Source organism: Blautia sp. aa_0143 (genome assembly GCF_004167315.1).
In the GTDB taxonomy this organism is placed as follows: Bacteria; Bacillota; Clostridia; order Lachnospirales; family Lachnospiraceae; genus Blautia_A; species Blautia_A fusiformis.
In genome coordinates this window covers 109,098-129,094 of sequence record NZ_RCXU01000005.1, presented here as the reverse complement: position 1 = coordinate 129,094, position 19,997 = coordinate 109,098, and the positions used below count along the sequence as shown (strand labels likewise).

The 19,997-nt window shown below is 43.8% G+C and carries 22 protein-coding genes and 1 tRNA gene; 2 read left to right on the top strand and 21 right to left on the bottom strand.

What is annotated here, in order from left to right; genetic code table 11:
• The 8 genes from EAI83_RS03795 to EAI83_RS03765 form a co-directional block, all read right to left on the bottom strand.
• Positions 1-315 carry a hypothetical protein gene (locus tag EAI83_RS03795; protein WP_015525901.1) on the bottom strand — a complete coding sequence of 105 codons (315 nt, stop codon included), beginning with the start codon at positions 313-315 and terminating at the stop codon, positions 1-3.
• A complete protein-coding gene (locus EAI83_RS03790) occupies positions 299-772 on the bottom strand; it encodes a VanZ family protein (RefSeq protein ID WP_022426214.1) in 474 nt (157 codons plus the stop codon). Before EAI83_RS03790 ends, EAI83_RS03795 begins: the two co-directional genes overlap by 17 nt.
• A gap of 64 nt (positions 773-836) precedes the next feature.
• A complete protein-coding gene (locus EAI83_RS17170; RefSeq protein WP_022426215.1) occupies positions 837-989 on the bottom strand; it encodes a hypothetical protein in 153 nt (50 codons plus the stop codon).
• A 70-nt stretch (positions 990-1,059) separates the two neighbouring features.
• Positions 1,060-1,734, bottom strand: coding sequence for an orotate phosphoribosyltransferase (gene pyrE, locus EAI83_RS03785; RefSeq protein ID WP_015525899.1), 675 nt, complete (start codon positions 1,732-1,734; stop codon positions 1,060-1,062).
• A 139-nt stretch (positions 1,735-1,873) separates the two neighbouring features.
• Positions 1,874-2,779, bottom strand: a complete 906-nt coding sequence (locus EAI83_RS03780; protein ID WP_015525898.1) for a dihydroorotate dehydrogenase — start codon at positions 2,777-2,779, stop codon at positions 1,874-1,876.
• Positions 2,776-3,570, bottom strand: a complete 795-nt coding sequence (locus EAI83_RS03775; RefSeq protein ID WP_021650964.1) for a dihydroorotate dehydrogenase electron transfer subunit — start codon at positions 3,568-3,570, stop codon at positions 2,776-2,778. Before EAI83_RS03775 ends, EAI83_RS03780 begins: the two co-directional genes overlap by 4 nt.
• A gap of 15 nt (positions 3,571-3,585) precedes the next feature.
• Positions 3,586-4,512 (bottom strand): orotidine-5'-phosphate decarboxylase, encoded by a 927-nt coding sequence (pyrF, locus tag EAI83_RS03770; RefSeq protein ID WP_059085168.1) that lies wholly within the window; start codon positions 4,510-4,512, stop codon positions 3,586-3,588.
• On the bottom strand, positions 4,509-5,807 hold the full coding sequence (locus tag EAI83_RS03765) for a dihydroorotase (protein WP_022426216.1): 1,299 nt from the start codon (positions 5,805-5,807) through the stop codon (positions 4,509-4,511). The genes pyrF and EAI83_RS03765 overlap by 4 nt, the downstream gene beginning before the upstream one ends.
• 325 nt (positions 5,808-6,132) lie before the next feature.
• On the opposite strand from EAI83_RS03765, the gene EAI83_RS03760 reads away from it, so the two are divergent.
• A complete protein-coding gene (locus EAI83_RS03760; protein ID WP_015525894.1) occupies positions 6,133-6,333 on the top strand; it encodes a cold-shock protein in 201 nt (66 codons plus the stop codon).
• A gap of 144 nt (positions 6,334-6,477) precedes the next feature.
• On the opposite strand, the gene EAI83_RS03755 is transcribed toward EAI83_RS03760, so the two are convergent.
• Together EAI83_RS03755 and EAI83_RS03750 are read right to left on the bottom strand one after the other, a co-directional pair.
• Complete coding sequence (locus EAI83_RS03755; RefSeq protein ID WP_015525893.1) at positions 6,478-6,732, bottom strand: hypothetical protein; 255 nt, start codon at positions 6,730-6,732, stop codon at positions 6,478-6,480.
• A 117-nt stretch (positions 6,733-6,849) separates the two neighbouring features.
• A complete protein-coding gene (locus tag EAI83_RS03750) occupies positions 6,850-7,689 on the bottom strand; it encodes a DegV family protein (RefSeq protein ID WP_059085169.1) in 840 nt (279 codons plus the stop codon).
• Between the two features lie 159 nt (positions 7,690-7,848).
• Here EAI83_RS03750 and EAI83_RS03745 point away from each other — a divergent pair, with 159 nt between their 5' ends.
• A complete protein-coding gene (locus EAI83_RS03745; protein ID WP_022426217.1) occupies positions 7,849-8,352 on the top strand; it encodes a DUF5721 family protein in 504 nt (167 codons plus the stop codon).
• Here the strand turns inward: EAI83_RS03745 and EAI83_RS03740 are convergent, their stop codons facing one another.
• From EAI83_RS03740 to sigH, 11 genes are all read right to left on the bottom strand, one after another.
• On the bottom strand, positions 8,353-8,685 hold the full coding sequence (locus EAI83_RS03740) for a sporulation initiation factor Spo0A C-terminal domain-containing protein (protein WP_022426218.1): 333 nt from the start codon (positions 8,683-8,685) through the stop codon (positions 8,353-8,355).
• A 280-nt stretch (positions 8,686-8,965) separates the two neighbouring features.
• Positions 8,966-11,020 carry a molecular chaperone HtpG gene (gene htpG / locus EAI83_RS03735; protein ID WP_059085170.1) on the bottom strand — a complete coding sequence of 685 codons (2,055 nt, stop codon included), beginning with the start codon at positions 11,018-11,020 and terminating at the stop codon, positions 8,966-8,968.
• Positions 11,021-11,260: 240 nt separating this feature from the next.
• Positions 11,261-14,275, bottom strand: a complete 3,015-nt coding sequence (locus EAI83_RS17475) for a hypothetical protein (RefSeq protein WP_235812322.1) — start codon at positions 14,273-14,275, stop codon at positions 11,261-11,263.
• A gap of 120 nt (positions 14,276-14,395) precedes the next feature.
• Entirely contained in the window at positions 14,396-14,653 is a 258-nt protein-coding gene (locus EAI83_RS03725; protein WP_015525887.1) for a hypothetical protein, read from the bottom strand.
• Between the two features lies 1 nt (position 14,654).
• Positions 14,655-15,458 carry a Cof-type HAD-IIB family hydrolase gene (locus tag EAI83_RS03720; protein WP_021650974.1) on the bottom strand — a complete coding sequence of 268 codons (804 nt, stop codon included), beginning with the start codon at positions 15,456-15,458 and terminating at the stop codon, positions 14,655-14,657.
• Positions 15,451-16,116 carry an HAD family hydrolase gene (locus tag EAI83_RS03715; RefSeq protein ID WP_044961208.1) on the bottom strand — a complete coding sequence of 222 codons (666 nt, stop codon included), beginning with the start codon at positions 16,114-16,116 and terminating at the stop codon, positions 15,451-15,453. Before EAI83_RS03715 ends, EAI83_RS03720 begins: the two co-directional genes overlap by 8 nt.
• A gap of 8 nt (positions 16,117-16,124) precedes the next feature.
• Positions 16,125-16,730 (bottom strand): Maf family protein, encoded by a 606-nt coding sequence (locus tag EAI83_RS03710; protein WP_022426223.1) that lies wholly within the window; start codon positions 16,728-16,730, stop codon positions 16,125-16,127.
• 189 nt (positions 16,731-16,919) lie between these two features.
• A complete protein-coding gene (locus EAI83_RS03705; RefSeq protein ID WP_015525883.1) occupies positions 16,920-18,587 on the bottom strand; it encodes a glutamine--tRNA ligase/YqeY domain fusion protein in 1,668 nt (555 codons plus the stop codon).
• 114 nt (positions 18,588-18,701) lie between these two features.
• A tRNA-Thr gene (locus EAI83_RS03700) sits at positions 18,702-18,774 on the bottom strand.
• Positions 18,775-18,938: 164 nt separating this feature from the next.
• Complete coding sequence (locus EAI83_RS03695; protein ID WP_059085171.1) at positions 18,939-19,292, bottom strand: hypothetical protein; 354 nt, start codon at positions 19,290-19,292, stop codon at positions 18,939-18,941.
• Positions 19,293-19,376: 84 nt separating this feature from the next.
• Positions 19,377-19,961 (bottom strand): RNA polymerase sporulation sigma factor SigH, encoded by a 585-nt coding sequence (sigH, locus tag EAI83_RS03690; protein WP_022426224.1) that lies wholly within the window; start codon positions 19,959-19,961, stop codon positions 19,377-19,379.
• Positions 19,962-19,997 lie beyond the last annotated feature (36 nt).

Below are 19,997 nucleotides of genomic sequence, written 5' to 3'. Positions count from 1 at the left end.
TTATACCCCCGATAAAAAAAGTCCCAGCCAGATAACCAGGATCACTCCGTTCAAAATAGACCCGACCATGCTCGTCCTGTGTTTCCGGTTTTCTTCCGAAAAGCTGGAAAGCCCCAGTGTAAAGCCATATGCAGAAAGCAGCATGGCAAAAAGCCCGGTTCCGCCGATCAGGCCCCCGAGCTTTCCATCAAAAAAGAGTGCAAGCACAACTGCCGCGATAAACAGCACGAGGGAAGCCGCCGCAAGTCCTACAGACCATTTTCCCTTGGAAGCTTCTCTTTTTTTTGCAAATGCATATCTATATCTTCTTGCCATTAATTTTTCTCCTAATCCTGTCGCAGACTGCATAAATCCCATATCCAAGCGCTGCGCCCAGAGTATTCAATATCATATCATCCACATCAAAGCAGCCAACTTTTGTAAGCAGCTGGATCACTTCTATCGTCAGACTGATAAAAAAGCCGGATAATATGATAAAAAAGCCATTTCGCATTTTTCCGGTTATTACCGGAAGAATAAATCCGTATGGCACAAATCCCAGCACATTTCCAAAAACATTTGTGAAAAGCGCAAATGTACCCACTATTTTTCGATAAGTCCAGAAACGCCTGATCTCCACAAACGGAACAAGATTGTAACGGTATTCTCTTTCTGCATCCGCCACTCTTCCGTATCCTTCGGAAAAGAACAGAAGATACACAAGAACAAGAACATACAATACAAAAAAAGCTGTCCCGAGTTTTTTTACTCTGCGTTTTGTCCCTTTTTCCAATATTCTCCCCTGCTTAAATAGTCCGAAAAGCCACACGGAACAACGTGCGGCTTTTCAGATCATATTAGATTAATATCTCTGATTTTCTTCTGAGCAGTCTCGCACCGTTCACGATCATCAGAATTCCTGTGACAAGTCCCGTCACCAGAACGACAATACCGAGTGCAAGGCTTCCCGCCCCGCTGCTCGCCATAGTTTTATAAATTTTTTCATTCATAAGGCTGCGTCCTCCCAGTAAAAGCGGACCTTCGGAATCCGCCGCTCTTTTATGACCTTTTATAACAATATTATTCTGCGCCGTACTGGTCATAATATGCATCAATGGCAGCTTTCAGCTTATCATCGATCACAACACGGCCTTTGTATTCTTTGTTGTAGAGATGCTCAACAACCTCCGCCATAGTTACAATAGCTGTAGTCTGAAGGCCGTAGGTTTCCTCGATCTCTTTGAGCGCACTCTTTGTTCCCTGGCCGCGTTCCATACGGTCAACAGAAACCACAAGACCTATCGGATTTACATCTCCCTGCGCTTTGATGATCGGAAGTGTTTCTTTAATGGATGTTCCTGCAGTCGTAACATCCTCAATGATCACTACCTTATCCCCATCCTGGATCGGGCTGCCAAGAAGAATTCCTTTATCTCCGTGGTCTTTCACTTCCTTACGGTTGGAACAGTAACGGATATCCTTTCCGTACATTTCACTGATCTCCATAGTTGCTGCTACAGAAAGCGGAATTCCTTTGTATGCCGGTCCAAACAGCACATCAAAATCCAGTCCGAATTTGCTTTCTATCGCTTTTGCATAATACTGTCCCAGCTTGCGAAGCTGCGCACCGGTACGGTAAAATCCTGTATTTACAAAAAACGGTGTCTTTCTTCCTGATTTCGTAGTAAAATCTCCAAATTTCAGGACATTACAGTCAATCATAAATTCAATAAATTCCTGCTTATACTGTTCCATTTATCTAATCCTCCATGTTTTTCATATATACGACAAACCCAGGATCCACACTCTGCTGCAATCCCAGTGTAAAATCCCTTTATTTATCCTGTTAATTCTAACATATGAACAACAGAATTGCAAATACGGCAATCCTCCGTTATTTCACTACTCCGATCAGCTCATTGATGTCTTCCACTTTCTGTTTTTCAAGAAATGCCTGAATACCATCTGCGATCTCCACAGTAGCATAAGGGTTAAAAAAGTTTGCAGTTCCCACAGACACTGCAGTAGCACCTGCCATAATAAATTCCAGGGCATCCTCAGCAGTTGCGATTCCTCCCATACCGATGATAGGAAGGGATACTGCATTTGCCACCTGATATACCATACGGACAGCTACCGGTTTTACTGCAGGACCGGACATTCCACCAGTTTTATTTGCCAGTGCAAATGTACGTCTGTTGATATCGATCTTCATTCCTGTCAGGGTATTGATAAGAGAAAGAACATCTGCGCCGCCAGCTTCTGCTGCTTTCGCCATCTCGGTAATATCGGTTACATTTGGGCTCAGCTTCATGATCACCGGCTGTTTTGCATATTTCTTTACTTCTTTTGTGATCTCTTCAAGAGCTTTCGGATTCTGACCGAAGGCAATTCCGCCTTCCTTGACATTCGGGCAGGAAACATTAATCTCCAGCATATCCACAGGCTCATTTCCAAGGCGTTCTACAACCTCACAGTAATCCTTTGCAGATTTTCCACAGACATTGACGATGATCTTTGTATCATATTTTTTAAGGAACGGAATATCTCTTTCACAGAAAACATCAATCCCCGGATTCTGAAGACCAATGGCATTGAGCATTCCGGATGCTGTCTCTGTCACTCTCGGTGTAGGATTTCCCGGCCACGGTACATTTGCCACACCTTTTGTCACAACTGCGCCAAGTCTGTTCAGATCCACAAATTCACTGTATTCCGCTCCGGAACCAAATGTTCCGGACGCTGTCATCACCGGATTCTTAAGTTCTACGCCGGCAAGATTTACATTCATTCTGCTCATAGCTCTACCTCCGTGCTCAGGAATACAGGTCCGTCTTTACATACTCTCTTGTTATGGACATGAGAATGAGAATCCACATCTTTGGATTTGCACACACAGGCAAGACACGCGCCTACGCCACAGGCCATACGCTCTTCCATGGAGATCCAGCACGGAATTCCTTTTTCAAGGGCATATGCCTTGATGGCACGGAGCATCGGGGCAGGTCCGCAGGCAAAGATCGCATCTGCCTCAAGATCGTTCTCACGGATGGCATCCATAACATTTCCCTTTGTTCCTGCAGAGCCGTCTTCTGTTGCCACATAGACATCTCCATAAGCTTCAAATTCCTTATTTAAAAACAGCTCATCTCTGTATCCGAGAACCATGATCTTTTCTGCGTCCAGCTGTTTAGCAGTTTCCAGCATTGGCGGGATTCCGATTCCTCCACCCATGAGAAACACTTTTTTGCCTTTTACTGCATCCAGCGGAAAACCATTTCCCAGAGGTCCCATAGTCTCAATGGGGACCCCTGCATGAAGTCTGGAAAATTCCTCCGTACCGGTTCCTTTTCCTGTAACGCGATATACCAGTCTCAGTTTTCCTTCTGCTTTATCGATCTCACAGAGACTGATGGGTCTTGGCAGAAGCTTACCGCCATTGCGGCTGTAAAGTGATACAAACTGTCCCGGCACTGCATTTTTTCCAATCTCACCTGCATCCAGCCACATACTGTAAATATCTGTACCAATACATTCCTGGCTGAGTATCTTACAGGGCTTTTTTGTTTTTTTACTTTCTGATGTACTCATAAAATGCCTCCTGTATTATCTGTTCTCCAGCGCACCGCTGATATCCGCGATCATATCTTTTACTGCCGCTCTGGAAGCATCTGCGTAATTTTCAGCGCCAAACTCTTTATATTTCTCCTGCTTATATGCAGCGATGATTCCTCTGGAAGAGTTTACGATAGCACCAAGTCCGTCCTCATTAAAGAAATGGACAAGATCTGCGCCCTTTCCACCCTGAGCACCATATCCGGGAACAAGGATAAATGTCTTCGGCATGATCTTTCTTAATACCTTTCCCATTTCCGGATAGGTCGCACCTACAACAGCACCAACATAACTATATCCATCACCCATAAGCTCATCGCCCCATTGTGCAACCTTCTCACCTACCAGCTCATAGAGCGGGCGACCGTCGATGACACGATCCTGGAACTCACCACTTGATGGATTGGAAGTTTTGACCAGAACAAAGATACCCTTTTTCTCTTCCTTACATACATCCATAAAGGGTTTCACACCATCAGAACCAAGGTATGGATTGACCGTTGCAAAATCCTCATCAAAACCTGCATATTTTTTTGAGCCTACCTGAACCTGTCCCAGGTGACCAACTGCATATGCTGCAGATGTGGAACCGATATCACCTCTTTTGATATCACCGATCACAACCAGATCTTTGGCTTTACAATACTCAACCGTTTTCTTGTATGCGATCAGTCCCGGGATACCAAACTGCTCATACATGGCGATCTGTGGTTTCACTGCCGGGATCAGATCACAGGTCGCATCCACGATCCCTTTGTTATACTGCCAGATTGCTTCTGCAGCGCCCTCCAGAGTCTCTCCAAACTCTGCAAAAGCCTTCTTCTGGATATGCTCCGGAATATAATTCAGCATAGGATCCAGTCCTACAACGATTGGTGCATTTGTTTTGCGGATATTGCTGATCAGTTTGTTAATCATGATTCTTTCTCCTCCTGGTTTTTAAATACAATTTTTCCGTCACAGATGGTATAAAGCACTTTTCCCTTTACTTTCCAGCCATCAAACGGTGTGTTATGTCCTTTGGAAACAAATTTATTTTTATCGATAGCATACTCCTGCTCCGTATCCACGATGATCACATCTGCCGGATGGCCTTTCTGGAGAGTTCCTCTGTCAAGCCCGAGGATTTTCGCCGGGTTCAGGCACATCTTCTCAACCATCTGTTTCAGTGTGATCACATCTTTTTCCACCAGCTCTGTATAGGTGAGCGGAAGGCTTGTTTCCAGACCTACGATCCCAAATGGTGCATTCTTCATAGAACCTGTTTTTTCCTGTGCACTGTGCGGTGCATGGTCCGTGCTGATCACCTCGATGGTACCGTCCTTCAGGCCCTGTTTCAGCGCTTCCACATCCTTCGGTGTACGGAGCGGCGGATTCATCTTGTAATTCGGGTCATCTGTTTTAATATCATCGGATGAAAGGATAAAATGGTGCGGGCATACTTCAGCTGTGATATTGTCGTATCCTTTCTCTTTTACGATCTTCATCATCTGAGCATCCCCATAAGTGGAACAGTGGCAGAGATGAAGATGGACTCCTGTCTCCAGCGCCAGAATGATATCTCTGGCTGTAATGGTATCTTCCACTGCATTGCAGATTCCGGGAAGCCCCAGTCTTTTGGCGTTCTCATCCTCATTCATGCATCCATCTCCACGTAGATCGATATCTTCACAATGGTCAAAAAACGGCACGCCACATTCTGCCGCGATCCTCATTGCTTCTTTACAAAGCGCTGTATTCATCACAGATTTACCATCCTCGGACACTGCCGGGATCCCTGCTTTCACCATTCCGGCAATATCTGCAAGTTCAGTACCCTTTTCTCCCATGGTGGCTGCACCTGCCTGAAGTACATGAATACCGGAAACCTGCGCCGCCTTGTTATGTACATAGTTTACCCGGTCCGGATTATCAATAGTGGGAGTTGTATTTGGCATAGCAACTACAGTTGTCACACCACCACGTGCTGCCGCAGCAGCACCACTCTTGATATCTTCCTTATGTGTCTGGCCCGGATCACGAAAATGGACATGAAGGTCGATAATTCCCGGCATGACCAGCTTTCCTTTCGCATCGATCACACGGTCGCCGTCTTTCTTTTTCAGCTTCTGGCCTATTTCCGCAATGATTCCGTCTTCCAGATAAATATCGCCTGTTTTATCCGTATCTGTAGCCGCATCGACGATCCGGCCTCCTCGAATCAGAATCCCCATTTCTGTTCTCCTCTCATCCTGTATTTTCAAAGCAGATCCTTCAATCCGCTTGTATTCTCCTATATCATACACGAAATCTCTCTATTTATAAAGATTTTTTTTACAAAGCAATTTCGCCCCTTTTTACACCCCGGAATTGTTGGAATTTTCTCCTTGACATTTCAAAACACGGGTTATATAATCAGAGCATGGCAAAATATTTAATGTAAAATCACTAGTTTTTAGAGATTATATTTACATGAATATAGTCTGTAAAATCTGGTGATTTTTTATTATCATCAGAAGGCTATTTTAATTTTTTTTATTTTTATGGAGGTAACACAAAATGAACAAGGGAACTGTAAAATGGTTCAACGCAGAAAAAGGTTATGGTTTTATCACAGGTGAGGACGGACAGGATGTATTCGTACACTTCTCCGCTATCAACGGTGAAGGCTTCAAATCTCTTGAAGAAGGACAGGCTGTATCCTACGACTTAACAGAGGGCGCTCGCGGAATGCAGGCTGCTAACGTTACAAAGTTATAATTCTATAACCATAAAAAACGTATAAGTCAAAACGGGGCTGCTTTATGGCAGACCCGTTTTTTATTGCATTGTATTTATCCTGTATATAAAAATCCCCGGGATGCTTCAACACATCCCGGGAACCCATCATTTCATATGTGTTTTCTATTCCGCACTGTCTGAAGATAATCCGGAAATATAATCTGTCAATGCAGAAGTATCCATCACAGTATCCACCTTCACACTGGCTTCCTTCGCCTGGATCTTGGCATATGCGGAATATCCGATCCAGCCTACAAGCAGAACCGCGATGAGGATCCATGCCGCCATCTCAAGTACAAATTCTGCGCGTTCCTTCTTCAGGGCACTGTTTCGCGAGTATTTGTTGTTTTTATATTTGTCAACTTTCTTCTGGCTCATTGTCTTTCTCCTTTGCCGCTTCAGTACTTCGTACATTATAGCACACTTGTTTTCAAAAGAAAAGCGGCAACTCCCTGAAGAAATGTGATAATTTTCTGAACTGGAGATTTTCTCTGATCAGACTGCTACGATAACGCCACCATCGTTGGCATACATACTGCTGACACCGGCAGTATCCATAACTACGATCTTTGCTGGGTGCAGTTTCTCACGGATAGCCTCCTCCAGCATCTTCGCTCTTTCCGGACAGTTGCAATGAGTGATGGCAACTGTCTTTTCCGGGATGTTGATCCCCTTCTCTCCAATGTGATCCACCATTTTTACGATTGCTTTATTCATGCCTCTGGCCTGATCCAGCTGACAGATCGTTCCTTCCGGAGTAGCTCCCATAACCGGCTTGATCTTCAGTGCACTGGCCACCAGAGCTTTCACTCTGCCCAAACGTCCGTTCTTGCGCAGAGTTTCCAGATTCTCCAACACAAAAAATGTGTTCATCTCTTCAATATATTTCTCTACTTCACTTACTACTTCTTCAAAAGAAAGTCCCTTTTCTTCACACTCCACGATCTTCATGGCAATCAGACTCTGACCACCGGATGCAGATTTGGAATTAAATACATGAACCTTTTTCTCCGGCTGCTCTTCCAGGAACAGGTTTTTTCCAAGAATCGCACTGTTATAGGAACCACTCAATTCTGCCGATAGCGTCACCGCATAAATGTGTTCCGCATCACACTCATATGCCTTCATATAGCGTTCCGGAGAAGGGCATGCAGACTTGGGGCATTCCGGGCAGGCCGCAACCTTCTTTAAAAAATCTTTCTGATTGAAATTCTCATCATCTATAATATTCTCACCGCCCACCGTCAGCGTCAGTGGTATGGATTCAATCCTGCCGTCATTTTTCCATTCATCTAAAAGCTCCCCACAGCTATCTATCGCAATCTTATAGCTCAATTATATCGTCCTCTTTTCCATTATATGTAGTATTCAATACCACATCTATCGTATCACATAAACAGATATTTGAAAAGAGTTTTTTAAAAAGTCTGTCCTTTTTTCTTTATCTGAGATATAATGTCTACACGCGATCACATAAAAGAAAGGAAGTGCGGCATGCTTGCATTAAAGATCACAGATATCCGGGATTTCACAAACAAACTTTTTATAGGAGAAGTATTTGACAAATTCTGTCTGTCCGAAGCGACTGTGACTACTTTTAATACTTTTACCATTGATGGCAGGCTTCAGAAAGATTTTTTTGATACAGACAGCATGAACAGACTCACAGAGCACGGCCGGACACATTCTCTCTGGAAGGACATCAGACCTTTCTGCTGGTCTGTGATCCGCGGTAAGCGTACGCCCTTAAGCTTCAGGATCGTGCTGCATTTAAGTCGGAGTGGAGTTGAAGCCGCAATGAGAAATACAGATTTCGGAATTTCCTCCGAACAGATAGACGGACTATTCTTAAATCTTCAATTTAAAAATAACAGCCTTCTTTGTACTACCGGAACCTCTCTTAAAACATTCTCTATGGATAAACGCCCAGAGCAGCTCTGGGATGATATGATCCTGAGCTTTCTGTCCAGGAATCAGATTCTTTTTGAAAGGCTATAGTCAATTCTCTTCTTCTATTTCCCTCAGGTAATACGCAAGCATATCAATAAATTCACTGTTGGTAGGCTTGTATTCCAGAGGATATCCTGCAATCTCATCCAGCAGTTTTTTATTTCCTTCCCAACACACATTTACCATTGTTCTGATATCATGCTCAATATTGGTAGGTGTTGATCTGTACTTCCGCGCCAGGCATGGATAAATGTCCTTTGTGATCCGCAATGGTTTATACTGATACCCCATGGAAATCTTTACCGCTTCCGCAACGAAAAAATATCCTTTGTATTTCGAATTTGCACCAAGTCTTCTGATCAATCCATACACCTTTTTCATACATTTGTTCCTCCATTTCATTTTTTTCTCTTTTTAAAAGCACTCCCTTATGTATAATACGACAGTTATCTATATTTTTCGCTTTCTTCTGAAAATTTATTTTATACATATTAGATACTAATTTAAATTTTTAGTCATATTTTACAGGTTATTTTTATTTAATATCTATTATTTTATTTAAAATTCCTATAATTGTGTTAAAGATACACATATTGTTATAAAAAAAGCAAAGGCTTTGCCCCATTACGGGCAAAGCCTTTCGATCATTTTATATGTCGTTTTATTTTGTAAGGACCATAAGGATATCGTTGCTTCTCTTTACAAATTTTGTCATTTCTTCAGGAGAAAGCTGTTTATGGCTCATCATTGCAAGATCATAAAGCTGTTCACAGATCACCGGAACATACTCTGATCCCTGATTTTCTGCTATAAATCTTACAAGAGGATGATTTGCGTTCAGTACAAGTACTTCCTGACCACCGAACATATTCGGATCCATTCCGTACATATTGTACATTTTCATCATATCCTGCATACGGCGACTCTCCTCAGGAAGAGTGATCATCGCTGCAGTTCCCTCATTTTTCAGCTTCTCTACTTTTACTTCAAGTTTATCCTTGCCAAGATTCTTACGGAACACCTCAGTAAGTGTCTTGACTGTTGCTTCATCCGCTTTTCCGTCTTCACGAAGCTCTTCTGTCAGATCTGCATCAATTCTCTTGAACTGGATCGTCTGATCCTGCTGTTCAAGATGGGAAATAAACTGTGAATCGATCACATGCTTCAGCAGTACAGCATCTTTACCCGCTTCACGGAACATATTAATGTACTGGCTCTGCTGTACCTCATCGGTCACATAATAGATCACCGTTTTTTCCGGTTCCTCATTCTGGGATCCTTCAGAAGCTTTCTCCTCTGTCTTCTCCTCTTCAGCTGCTTTTGTTTCTTCTTTTTTATTTTCCTCAATGCAGTCTTTCAGGGTAAGATATTTGCCATCCAGATTCTTAAAGAGGATATAATCGTTCATCTTCTCACCAAATTTCGCATCCTTGATGCATCCAAATTTGATAAACGGGCTGATATCATCCCAGTACTTCTCATAAGACTCTCTGTCTGTCTTGCACATTCCGGTGAGCTTATCTGCTACTTTCTTGGTGATGTATTCAGAAATCTTTTTCACAAAACCATCATTCTGCAGTGCAGAACGGGAAACATTCAGTGGAAGATCCGGACAGTCGATCACGCCTTTCAGAAGAAGAAGGAATTCCGGGATCACCTCTTTGATGTTATCTGCAATAAATACCTGATTATTATAAAGCTTGATGGTTCCCTCAATGGAATCATACTCTGTCCTGATCTTCGGGAAATACAGGATACCCTTCAGGTTGAACGGATAGTCCATGTTCAGATGGATCCAGAACAGCGGTTCCTTGTAATCCATAAATACCTTACGGTAAAATTCTTTATACTCTTCATCCGTGCACTCATTTGGGTGTTTCATCCAGAGCGGCTGTGTATCGCTTAAGGATACCGGCCGTTTATTGATCTTTACTTTATCTTTGGCAGGAGAAACTTCCACAACTTCTTTCTCGCCTTTATCATTCTCCTTTTCCTCTGTCTTGGCATCCTCATGGATATGCTCAACTACCACATCATCTTCACGGAGATCTGCCTCATCGATCGTTTCATACTCCTGTTCAGCATTTGCTTTGGAAAGATAGATATTTACCGGCATGAAAGAACAGTATTTCTCGATAACCTCTCTCATACGATATTCATTGGCAAACTCCAGGCTTTCCTCATTGAGGAAAAGAGTGATCTCTGTTCCCGGTTCTGTTTTGTTTCCGTCTGCCATCTCATACTCCGTACCACCGTCACAGGTCCAATGTACCGGTGTGGAACCCTCCTTGTAAGAGAGAGTATCAATATGAACTTCATCTGCAACCATAAATGCAGAATAAAATCCAAGTCCGAAATGACCGATCATCTGATCATCCGTTGTTTTATCCTTATATTTCTCAAGAAACTCTGTGGCACCGGAAAAAGCGATCTGTGTGATATATTCCTCTACTTCATCTGCTGTCATACCAATACCGTTATCGATAAACTTCAAAGTTTTCTGATCCGGATCAACGATAACATTTACAGCCGGTTTGTAACCTTCCGGGAATGTATAATCTCCCATAACTTCCAGCTTTCTCAGTTTGGTGATCGCATCGCATCCGTTGGAGATCATCTCTCTTACAAAAATATCATGGTCGGAATATAACCATTTCTTGATAATCGGAAAAATATTTTCACTGTTGATTGATAAACTTCCATGTTTTGCTGACATATATGTCACTCTCCTTTTGTTTTTATTTTTATTTCTGATGTTCCGACAGAGCCGGAAACCTGTTGTTTTTTTCAATAAATATATACTAATACGACTTTTTACAAAAGTCAAGAAAAATTTAGCACTCATCATTATAGAGTGCTAGTAACAGCATATAAAACGGATCTCTATGTGCAAAAAAATCCCTCCGTACATTTTTTGTACGGAGGGTGCTGTAAAACTATCTTCTACATTCTGTTCTTATTTTTTCTTTCTACGATATACAAGGATTCCTCCAATACATACCACAGCCACGATCAAAATGATCACAAATGTCATGATCGGTGTACTGTCTCCCGTCTGCACTGCAGATTTCTGATTTGTCTGTGTCACTGCCGGACTCGGAGTCGCAGTAAGAACTGCTGCCTGTGATACCGTAAAAGTAACCGTACTTTCTGACTGTGTACCGGTATCCTTCCAGCTGGAGCCGTCGTATTTCTGCTGTCCAAAGGTAACTTTCAGAGTATATTTTCCCGGCTTGCTGACACGGAATGTTGCAGTATAAGGCTCTCCATCCCAGGTACGGGTCTCTGTGATCTTCCAGCTCTTCGGCTGATATCTGGTATCTCCCTTACGCGGGTTTGTATTATCCATTCCTGCACCAGCTGCTGTAAAGGTGATCTTTGTATTGGTATCATACTTGCCATTGGAATCAATGCCTGTGATCTTATTGTCCGATGCAGCGGCTTCCGTGCCCTGATATCCATTTACTGTAATACTTACTGCGATCACTGTACTGATCTTGTTGGGATTCTTAACCCCCTCCGGAAGAATGACGGTACCTTTTACATTAAATATCTGACGTTCTGCAGAAGACGGATCATAAGAAGATCCCTTAACATCCCATTTAACAGATGCCTTCTGCTCTCCCTTTGTTGTAGTGATCTTTACTGTTCCCGGAAGCTTCAGGGCTTTCTGGGTTTTCTGGGTTCCATTGGGTAGATCTTTGATATCGGATGGCTTTTTGATGCCTGTAAGGTTATTCGCCTTCTTACCGTTATCTGTTTTTTTCTTTGTAACGCTGAAATGGACATTTACATAAGCTTCCACATTTGCATCATTGGCGATCACAATGTCTTCCAGATATTCCCCCTGTGAAAGTCCGCTGACCGGCTGTACGCTAAAGGTTGCATTATCTCCTGCTTCCAGCTCTGTGGCGGAAAGTGTACCAATTGTATATGCATTTGATGAAGGCTGTTTCAGAACGATCTTTGTATTTCCGGTGTTGGTAACTGTAACTTTCTTCGCATCAGGAAGTTCCTTATAGCCTTCCTCTTTGGTTCCAAACTCCAGACTATCTGTTACCGAAAGACCGGGATTGGGTTCCGGTTCCGGTTCCGGCTCCGAAACTGTAAATTCCAGCCGGACTTCAGCCAGTGTGTTTCCGGTATTCTGATCTGTCACAGAAATCGTATCGCTGTGATCTCCGACCTGAAGACCGGTCTTGGGCTGTACGGTAAAGGTTGCCGCCTTATCTCCGGGATTGAGCACTTCCGCAGAAGGCTCTCCCACCTCATAATCCTCCGGAGCAGAAAGCTGGATCCGGATAGCCTCTGTACCTGTATTCTCTACGGTTACAGGCTGTGCATCCGGCGCAGTCTCATAGCCCTGTTCCAGTGTTCCAAACTTCAGAGGACCTTCCGGTTTCACTGTTGCAGTAACTGTTTTTGGTGTTTCTGTCTTTACCATAACCGAAGCCGTCACTGTAGCAGATGCTTCCGTGCTTTCATCAGAAGCAAATACAAGCTCTTCCACGTATGGATCATCTTTTGCAGAGAGTCCAAGCTTAGGCTGTACGGTAAAGGTCTGCTCTCCTCCCTGCGCCAACTGGATATTTCCGCTACTCTCCACTTCACTGACCGGCGCAATATCAAAAAACTCCGACTCAGGCTGTACTAACGTCACAGCTTCTGTACCTTCGTTTTTGATCGTGACTGTACTTGTTGTTTCTACCTTTTCATAACCGGCAGTCAGATCATCAAAAGGCAGTTCTGTCGGATCCGCAGTTAGCTTGTATATTTTTTCCGCTGCAGGGTCCGATGTTTCCCCGGGATCTGTCTGCTCATTATTTTCATGATCTTCGGCTTTTTTATTTTCCGGTTCTTTTACTGTAAAGTCCGCTTCAAAGAAGACATCGGCACCTTCTTCTGTCTGATACGTGATCAGATCTTTGTATTCTCCAGCCTTCAGACCTTCTCGTGGTTTTACCCACACAGCAACACTTTCACCACTCTTTAATGGCGCATCGTTAATATCCGCAGCCATGAAATTCTCCGGGGCAATCTCTTTAAAATTGAGATCTCCGGTTCCGTTATTTGTGATAGTAACCATCTGTGCTTCCGGAATTTCCGTATATCCCTCTTCCACGGAACCAAAATCCAGAATTCCACTTCCATCTTCCGTGTATGCAGATGCCGAATATGTCGGTTCCTCATTTTTTTCGGAAGCGTCTGCTGCTGTACCTGCGGAATCCGGTGTCTCTGTCTGACTATCTCCAGATGTATCTGCCTCATCGGTATTCTGAGGCCCTGACTGTTCTCCGTTTACTTCTATAACAGAGTTTTCAGCAGGCTCCTGGGTATCTGCAGGTTCCTGTGCATCTGTATTTTCCTGTACATCTGTATTCTCCTGCACATCCGCAGACTCCGTTTCTTCTGCCGGCTCTATGGTTTCCTCAGGCTGAGCACTATCAGGCTCCTCTGACGTTCCAGCTTCTGTATCCGGCGTGTTCTCTGAAGACTCCGAATCTGCCGAAGCTTCACTTTCCTCCGCATCCGGATCTTCTCCTACTGCTTTGGCTTCTTCCTTTTTCTTTTCTGCCAGTGCTTTGGCTTCCTCCTCTGTTTCGGAAACCTCCTGGGTCGTCACCGTAAGCTCACCACTGACTCCCGTCTCTTCTTTTCCGGTGATCTTCAGAACGATCGGAAGACCCAGATCTTTTTCATCGATTTTATAAGTCTTATCAGTTCCTACCTCTGTAAGAAGGTCTCCGTCCTTTAATGACCAGGAAAAACTCACATTATCATCTGTGATCCCCTCCGGCTTGACCTTTGAATAATCTGCACTTAAGGTAGACCCGATCGCAAGTGTTCCTTTGACCTTCAGCTTTCCATCAAGAGTTCCCGATGGAGCTGCAGTGGCAAATACCATCGATGGAAGCAGCGTTACCATCATAAGCACAGCCATGACGACTGCCAGCACTCTGCTTTTTTTCATATCCCATCCTCCTTTACATCATTTTATTTTCCCCACATTTACCCTTTCTACGCAGGGCTTTCTTTTTGCTGATGCAAGTTTATCATATTTAATTTTCAGAGGTGTAATCCCTGCTTTCCGTCAGCCTTCTACGATCATATATTTTCCGTCCGGGAGTTTGAATACTTCACTTTCTTCTTCCAGCTCCTTCAGGGAAATCCCCTCCACATCTGCGCCCATTCCATCCAGATATTTTTTAACATCCTTCAGGGAATCCAGCACAACTGCCATGCAATCCTCTAGAAATTCCTCTGCCTCCTCAAAATCCTCTGCTACCGGCTCATCAAAAAGCTGACCCTGTTTTTCCAGAAATGTCTGGACATATTCTTTCTTGTACATATTAAAGTACCTCCTTTATATCTCCGCCCGCCGCGATCAGTCTGCGAAGTACTGGTTCCACCTTCTCTGTCTCGTAGAAAGCCGCCGCCTTTACCCCTGGCTTCGCATGCTTCATGGCAAAGCTGTATTTTACAGATTTCATCATTTCAATATCATTGTATTCATCCCCGAACGCTATGCATTCATCCGGTCCGATTCCCAAAAGTTCCTGGTATTTACGGATCCCTTTTGCTTTGTTCGTGGTAAATGGAACAAAATCCACCCACGCAAATCCGGATGTCACAACAGTACATCTGTCTTTGAACCGTTCTCTCCAGTACCGGATGGATTCCTCCGTCATTCCTTCTCTCTCATAAACTGCAACCTTCATACAAGGCTCTGTGATCTCATCAAAACTCTTTATGATCTTACACTGATTTTTTACTTCTTCGATCATCAGATGGCGATAATGTTCTGTCTTGGGCATGATATAATAAAAATCCTTTGTAGAACAGGAAAATTCCGCTCCGGGCTTTTCCCATATTGCCTGAATGATCTCTCTGACCAGTTCTTTGTCAAAGCTGTCGCAGTACAGAAGCTTCTCATTCTGGACAGCAAGCCCGCCATTTTCACTGATAAATGCCATCTCGTCCTTTACCGGCGCAAAAAGATTCCTCATATTGGCATACTGTCTGCCACTGGCTGCCACAAAGAGGATTCCCATTTTTTTCAGTTCCTTTACCAGCGGAAAAATCTCTTCCGGCAGCGTCTGTCTTCCACCGATAAGCAGCGTTCCATCCAGATCACTGGCAACCATCTTAATCATGCTGCTTCTCCTCATAGATAGTAAACAGATCACCAGGTACAGCTGCTACAATATCTGCACCGTTATTTTCAAGCTCTTCTCTGTCACGGAATCCCCATAGTGCACCAACGGTATACATTCCGGCAGCACTTCCTGTCTGCATATCTGTCTTTGTATCTCCGATATACATACATTCTTCCGGCTTTACGCCGAAATCTTCTGCAATCTTCAGCGGACCATCCGGCGCCGGCTTTCTGCGGATCCCTTCCTGCTGTCCCATCACCTCATCAAACAGATCGCCATAGATCGCCTTTACCACTTTCTGCGCCGCAACATGAGGCTTATTGGAGCATACAGCCATCTTAAGGCCTGTATGTTTCAGCTTCTGAAGGGTTTCCGGCATATCTTTATATGGCACAACTTTATACAACGGATCTTCATCAAATTTCCTGCGATAAAGTTCCCTGACTTCTTCGTAGTGTACCAGCTCCGGATCTCCTGCATCGATCAGGCATCTTCTGATCAGCATATCTGCACCTTCACCGCTGTAATAACGAAAATTATCTGCCGGCTGTGGTTTCAGGGAAAACTTTTCCATGATCTCATTCGCCACATATGCCATAGATTCCAGTGTATCCGCAATTGTTCCATCCAGATCAAATATACAAGCTTTTATCATTTTGTCTTTCATCCTCTCAGGTTCATTCCCAGTTTTTTTGTCTCATAGATCAGTCTTGCCACAGGCAGTCCCACCACGTTGTTATAATCACCACGGATTCCCTTCACATAGGCTCCCCAGGCGCCCTGGATCCCATAGCTTCCGGCTTTGTCCATTGGGTCTTTGCTGTTTACATATTCCTTTATTTCTTCCTCTGTCACCGGATAAAAGCTCACATCTGTGCACTCATGGAAGGTATGAGCTTTCCATCTCCCTTTTTCTCTTATCAACAAAGTTACACCGGTATATACCTGATGTGTATTCCCCTGCAGCATAGCGAGCATCTCTATTGCAGCTGTCTCATCTGCCGGTTTACCTAAAATCTTACCCTCATAAGATACAACGGTATCTGCACCGATCACAACCACATCTCTCAGATCTCGGTTCTCCTCTTCCTCCAGCGCGTATGCCGTAAACATAGCTTTCTGACGAGAAAGTTCCTCCACCACTTTCGCAGGCTCTGCACTGGTGATCCGTTCTTCCCCGCTGGCAGGCTTCACTTCAAAGGCGACTCCTACCTGGCTTAAAAGTTCCCGCCTCCTGGGAGATGCGGAAGCAAGCACGATTTTCTTCATGTGTAATTCCTCTCTTTCCTGTGTTATCAGTATAACCGTTTCTGTAAATGGGCGCAACCGAAATCGTTGCAGGAGCATTTTGTACTTATCCATTTATTCCTGATGACGATAAAACAAAACAAGCAGTACACCCTGATACCTGTTCACGGTGTACTGCTGTCATATGTTTCGTATTCTTTTTGACAGTTTTTATGCTTTCGGTAATTTGAAAGAGCTCTTCAGAGATACAATGCGGTTAAATACCGGTGCTCCCTCCCTGGAGTCATGGATATCTGCGCAGAAGAAACCGTTACGTACAAACTGATAGCTGTCATAACCTTTTGCTTTCAGAAGCTCCGGCTCTACATAAGCACTTGTTACTGTAAGAGAATTCGGATTTACATTAAGAGAACCATCTTCTTTATTGTAAACACCTTTTTCTTCATCTACGATATTCTCGTAAAGTCTTACCTCAACTTTACCTGCATTGGATGCTTCCACCCAGTGGATCGTTCCTTTTACCTTACGTCCGTCCGGTGCATTTCCGCCCTTGGTCTCCGGGTCATAGGTACAGTGGACTACACGGATCGTTCCGTCGTCATCTGCCTCATAACCTGTGCAGGTTACAAAATATGCATTCATAAGACGAACTTCATTTCCAATATAGAGACGTTTGTATTTCTTAGGAGGCTCTGCCATAAAATCATCACGTTCAATATAAAGTTCTCCACTGAACGGAATCTTTCTGGTTCCAAGCTCCTCATTCTCCATATTATTCGGAGCTTCAAGATACTCAACCTGTCCTTCCGGATAGTTATCGATCACGAGCTTGATCGGATCAAGGATCGCCATCATACGCGGACGTTTCAGCTTCAGGTCCTCACGGATGCAGTACTCGAGCATTGCATAATCTACAGAACTGTTCGCCTTTGAAACGCCACAGAGTTCTACAAATTTACGGATAGACTCCGGTGTAAATCCACGGCGGCGAAGTGCGGCGATGGATACTAGTCTCGGATCATCCCATCCATCTACGATGCCGTCCTCAACAAGCTTCTTGATATAACGTTTACCTGTAACAACGTTGGTCAGGTACAGCTTTGCAAACTCGATCTGCTTCGGTGGGTGCGGATATTCCAGTTCCTTTACCACCCAGTCATAAAGCGGTCTGTGGTCCTCAAACTCCAGAGTACAGATAGAATGTGTCACACCCTCAATGGCATCCTCGATCGGATGAGCGAAGTCGTACATCGGATAGATGCACCATTTATCTCCTGTATTGTGATGTGTCATGCGGGCTACACGGTAAATGACCGGGTCACGCATGTTCATATTCGGTGATGCCATATCGATCTTGGCGCGGAGAACCTTCTCGCCATCTCCGTATTTGCCCTCACGCATCTCTTCAAAAAGCTGAAGATTCTCTTCTACAGTACGGTTTCTGTACGGGCTCTCTTTACCTGGCTCTGTAAGAGTTCCTCGGTACTCACGAATCTGGTCTGCAGTCAGGTCGCAGACAAAGGCCTTGCCTTTCTTAATAAGCTTCACTGCTGCCTCATACATCTGATCAAAATAATCAGATGCAAAGAAAAGTCTGTCTTCCCAGTCTGCACCAAGCCATTTCACGTCAGCCTTGATGGACTCTACAAATTCGGATTTCTCCTTTGTAGGGTTGGTATCATCAAAACGGAGATTGAATTTTCCGTTGTATTTCTGAGCCAGTCCATAATTTAAAAGAATGGATTTCGCATGTCCGATATGAAGATAGCCGTTAGGTTCCGGTGGGAAACGTGTATGCACGGTGTCATAAACGCCTTCTTCAAGATCTTTGTCTATAATATTTTCAATAAAGTTTTTGGAAACTGTTTCGTTCTCCATTGCTTTCCCTCCTAAATATCATCCTGATGTTTTATCTTATCATAAATCCGGAGTTTTTGAAACCCGCAAAACCTGTATCTAAACAAAAAATTGTCTGTTTTTAGACACAAAAAAAGCTGCTGACGGGAATCGAACCCGTGACCTCCGCCTTACCAAGGCGACGCTCTACCGACTGAGCCACAGCAGCTTGTTTCGCGACGTTTGTGCCGCTCACAGTTGTTTATATTATCAGATGATTGTCATATTGTCAATACATTATTTTTATTTTTTTAAAAATTCATATTTTCATGATTATAGCACAAAAAATCCTGTGTGCTGTCGCTCACAGACACAGCACGCAGGATTCTCTTTTTACTCTTCTGTCTTTGTCTCTTCTGCTTCTGTCTCTTCTTCCGCTTCGGCCTCCGATTCATCATCTGCAGGTGTTTCCTCTTCTGCTTCTGTTGGTGCCTCTTCAGCATCCTCTGCCTCTTTGGAAACTTCTACAGTCTCAGATGCAGTCTTGTCCCAGTCCTGGAAGACTTCTTTCTCTTCTTTTTCTTCCTTCTTCTCATCATCCTTGAAATCATCAAGATCTTCGAAATCATCCTCAAAGTCTTCTTCGCATACAGATCGTCTGGATACAAGTGCTGCGATAGCTCCTGCTGCGGCAGCGGTAAGCGCTCCTACTGCAACAAGTCCCCAATATTTATTGATCTTTGCCATAATTTGGTCTCCTTTCTTATTCTGCTCCTTATGAATATTATTTTAATACTTTTATATTCAAAAGGAAAGAGGTATTTACTCTTCTCAAAAATAGCTTTTAATTTTCCCACGGATCCTCTGCAGTGCATTATCAATGGATTTCGGTGTTTTTCCAAGGATCCGGGCAATATCCATATATCCATTTCCATCCAGATACAACTGCAGTACCCTGTTTTCCAGAGGGCTCAGGCTCTTTTTCATTTCATTTTCGAGAGCCGCCACATTTTCCCGGTCGATCAGGATCGATTCCGGATTATCATGCTCCACACAGGAATCTCTGAAGTTTTCCTCCGCCTCTCCGTCGCTTAAAGACACATAAGTGTTCAGTGGCTGATGTTTCTGGCGGTTTGAACTTTTAATTGCAGTATATATCTGTCTGTCAATACATATATTTGCAAAAGACTGAAAAGACGACTCCCTGTCTGGCTGGTAATCACGGACTGCCTTAAACAGTCCGATCATCCCCTCCTGTATCAGATCATCTGTGTCCCCACCTATCAGAAACATGGCACGGGCTTTTTTTCTGACCAGACCTTTATACTTTTCCATCAGATAATCTGCAATTGCAGATTCCCCTGCACGAAGTCTTTCGATAAGAGCTTCATCCGTCATCTCATTATATCGGCACATTTTTTCTCCGAACAGCTATGGCTGTATTTGATGTAT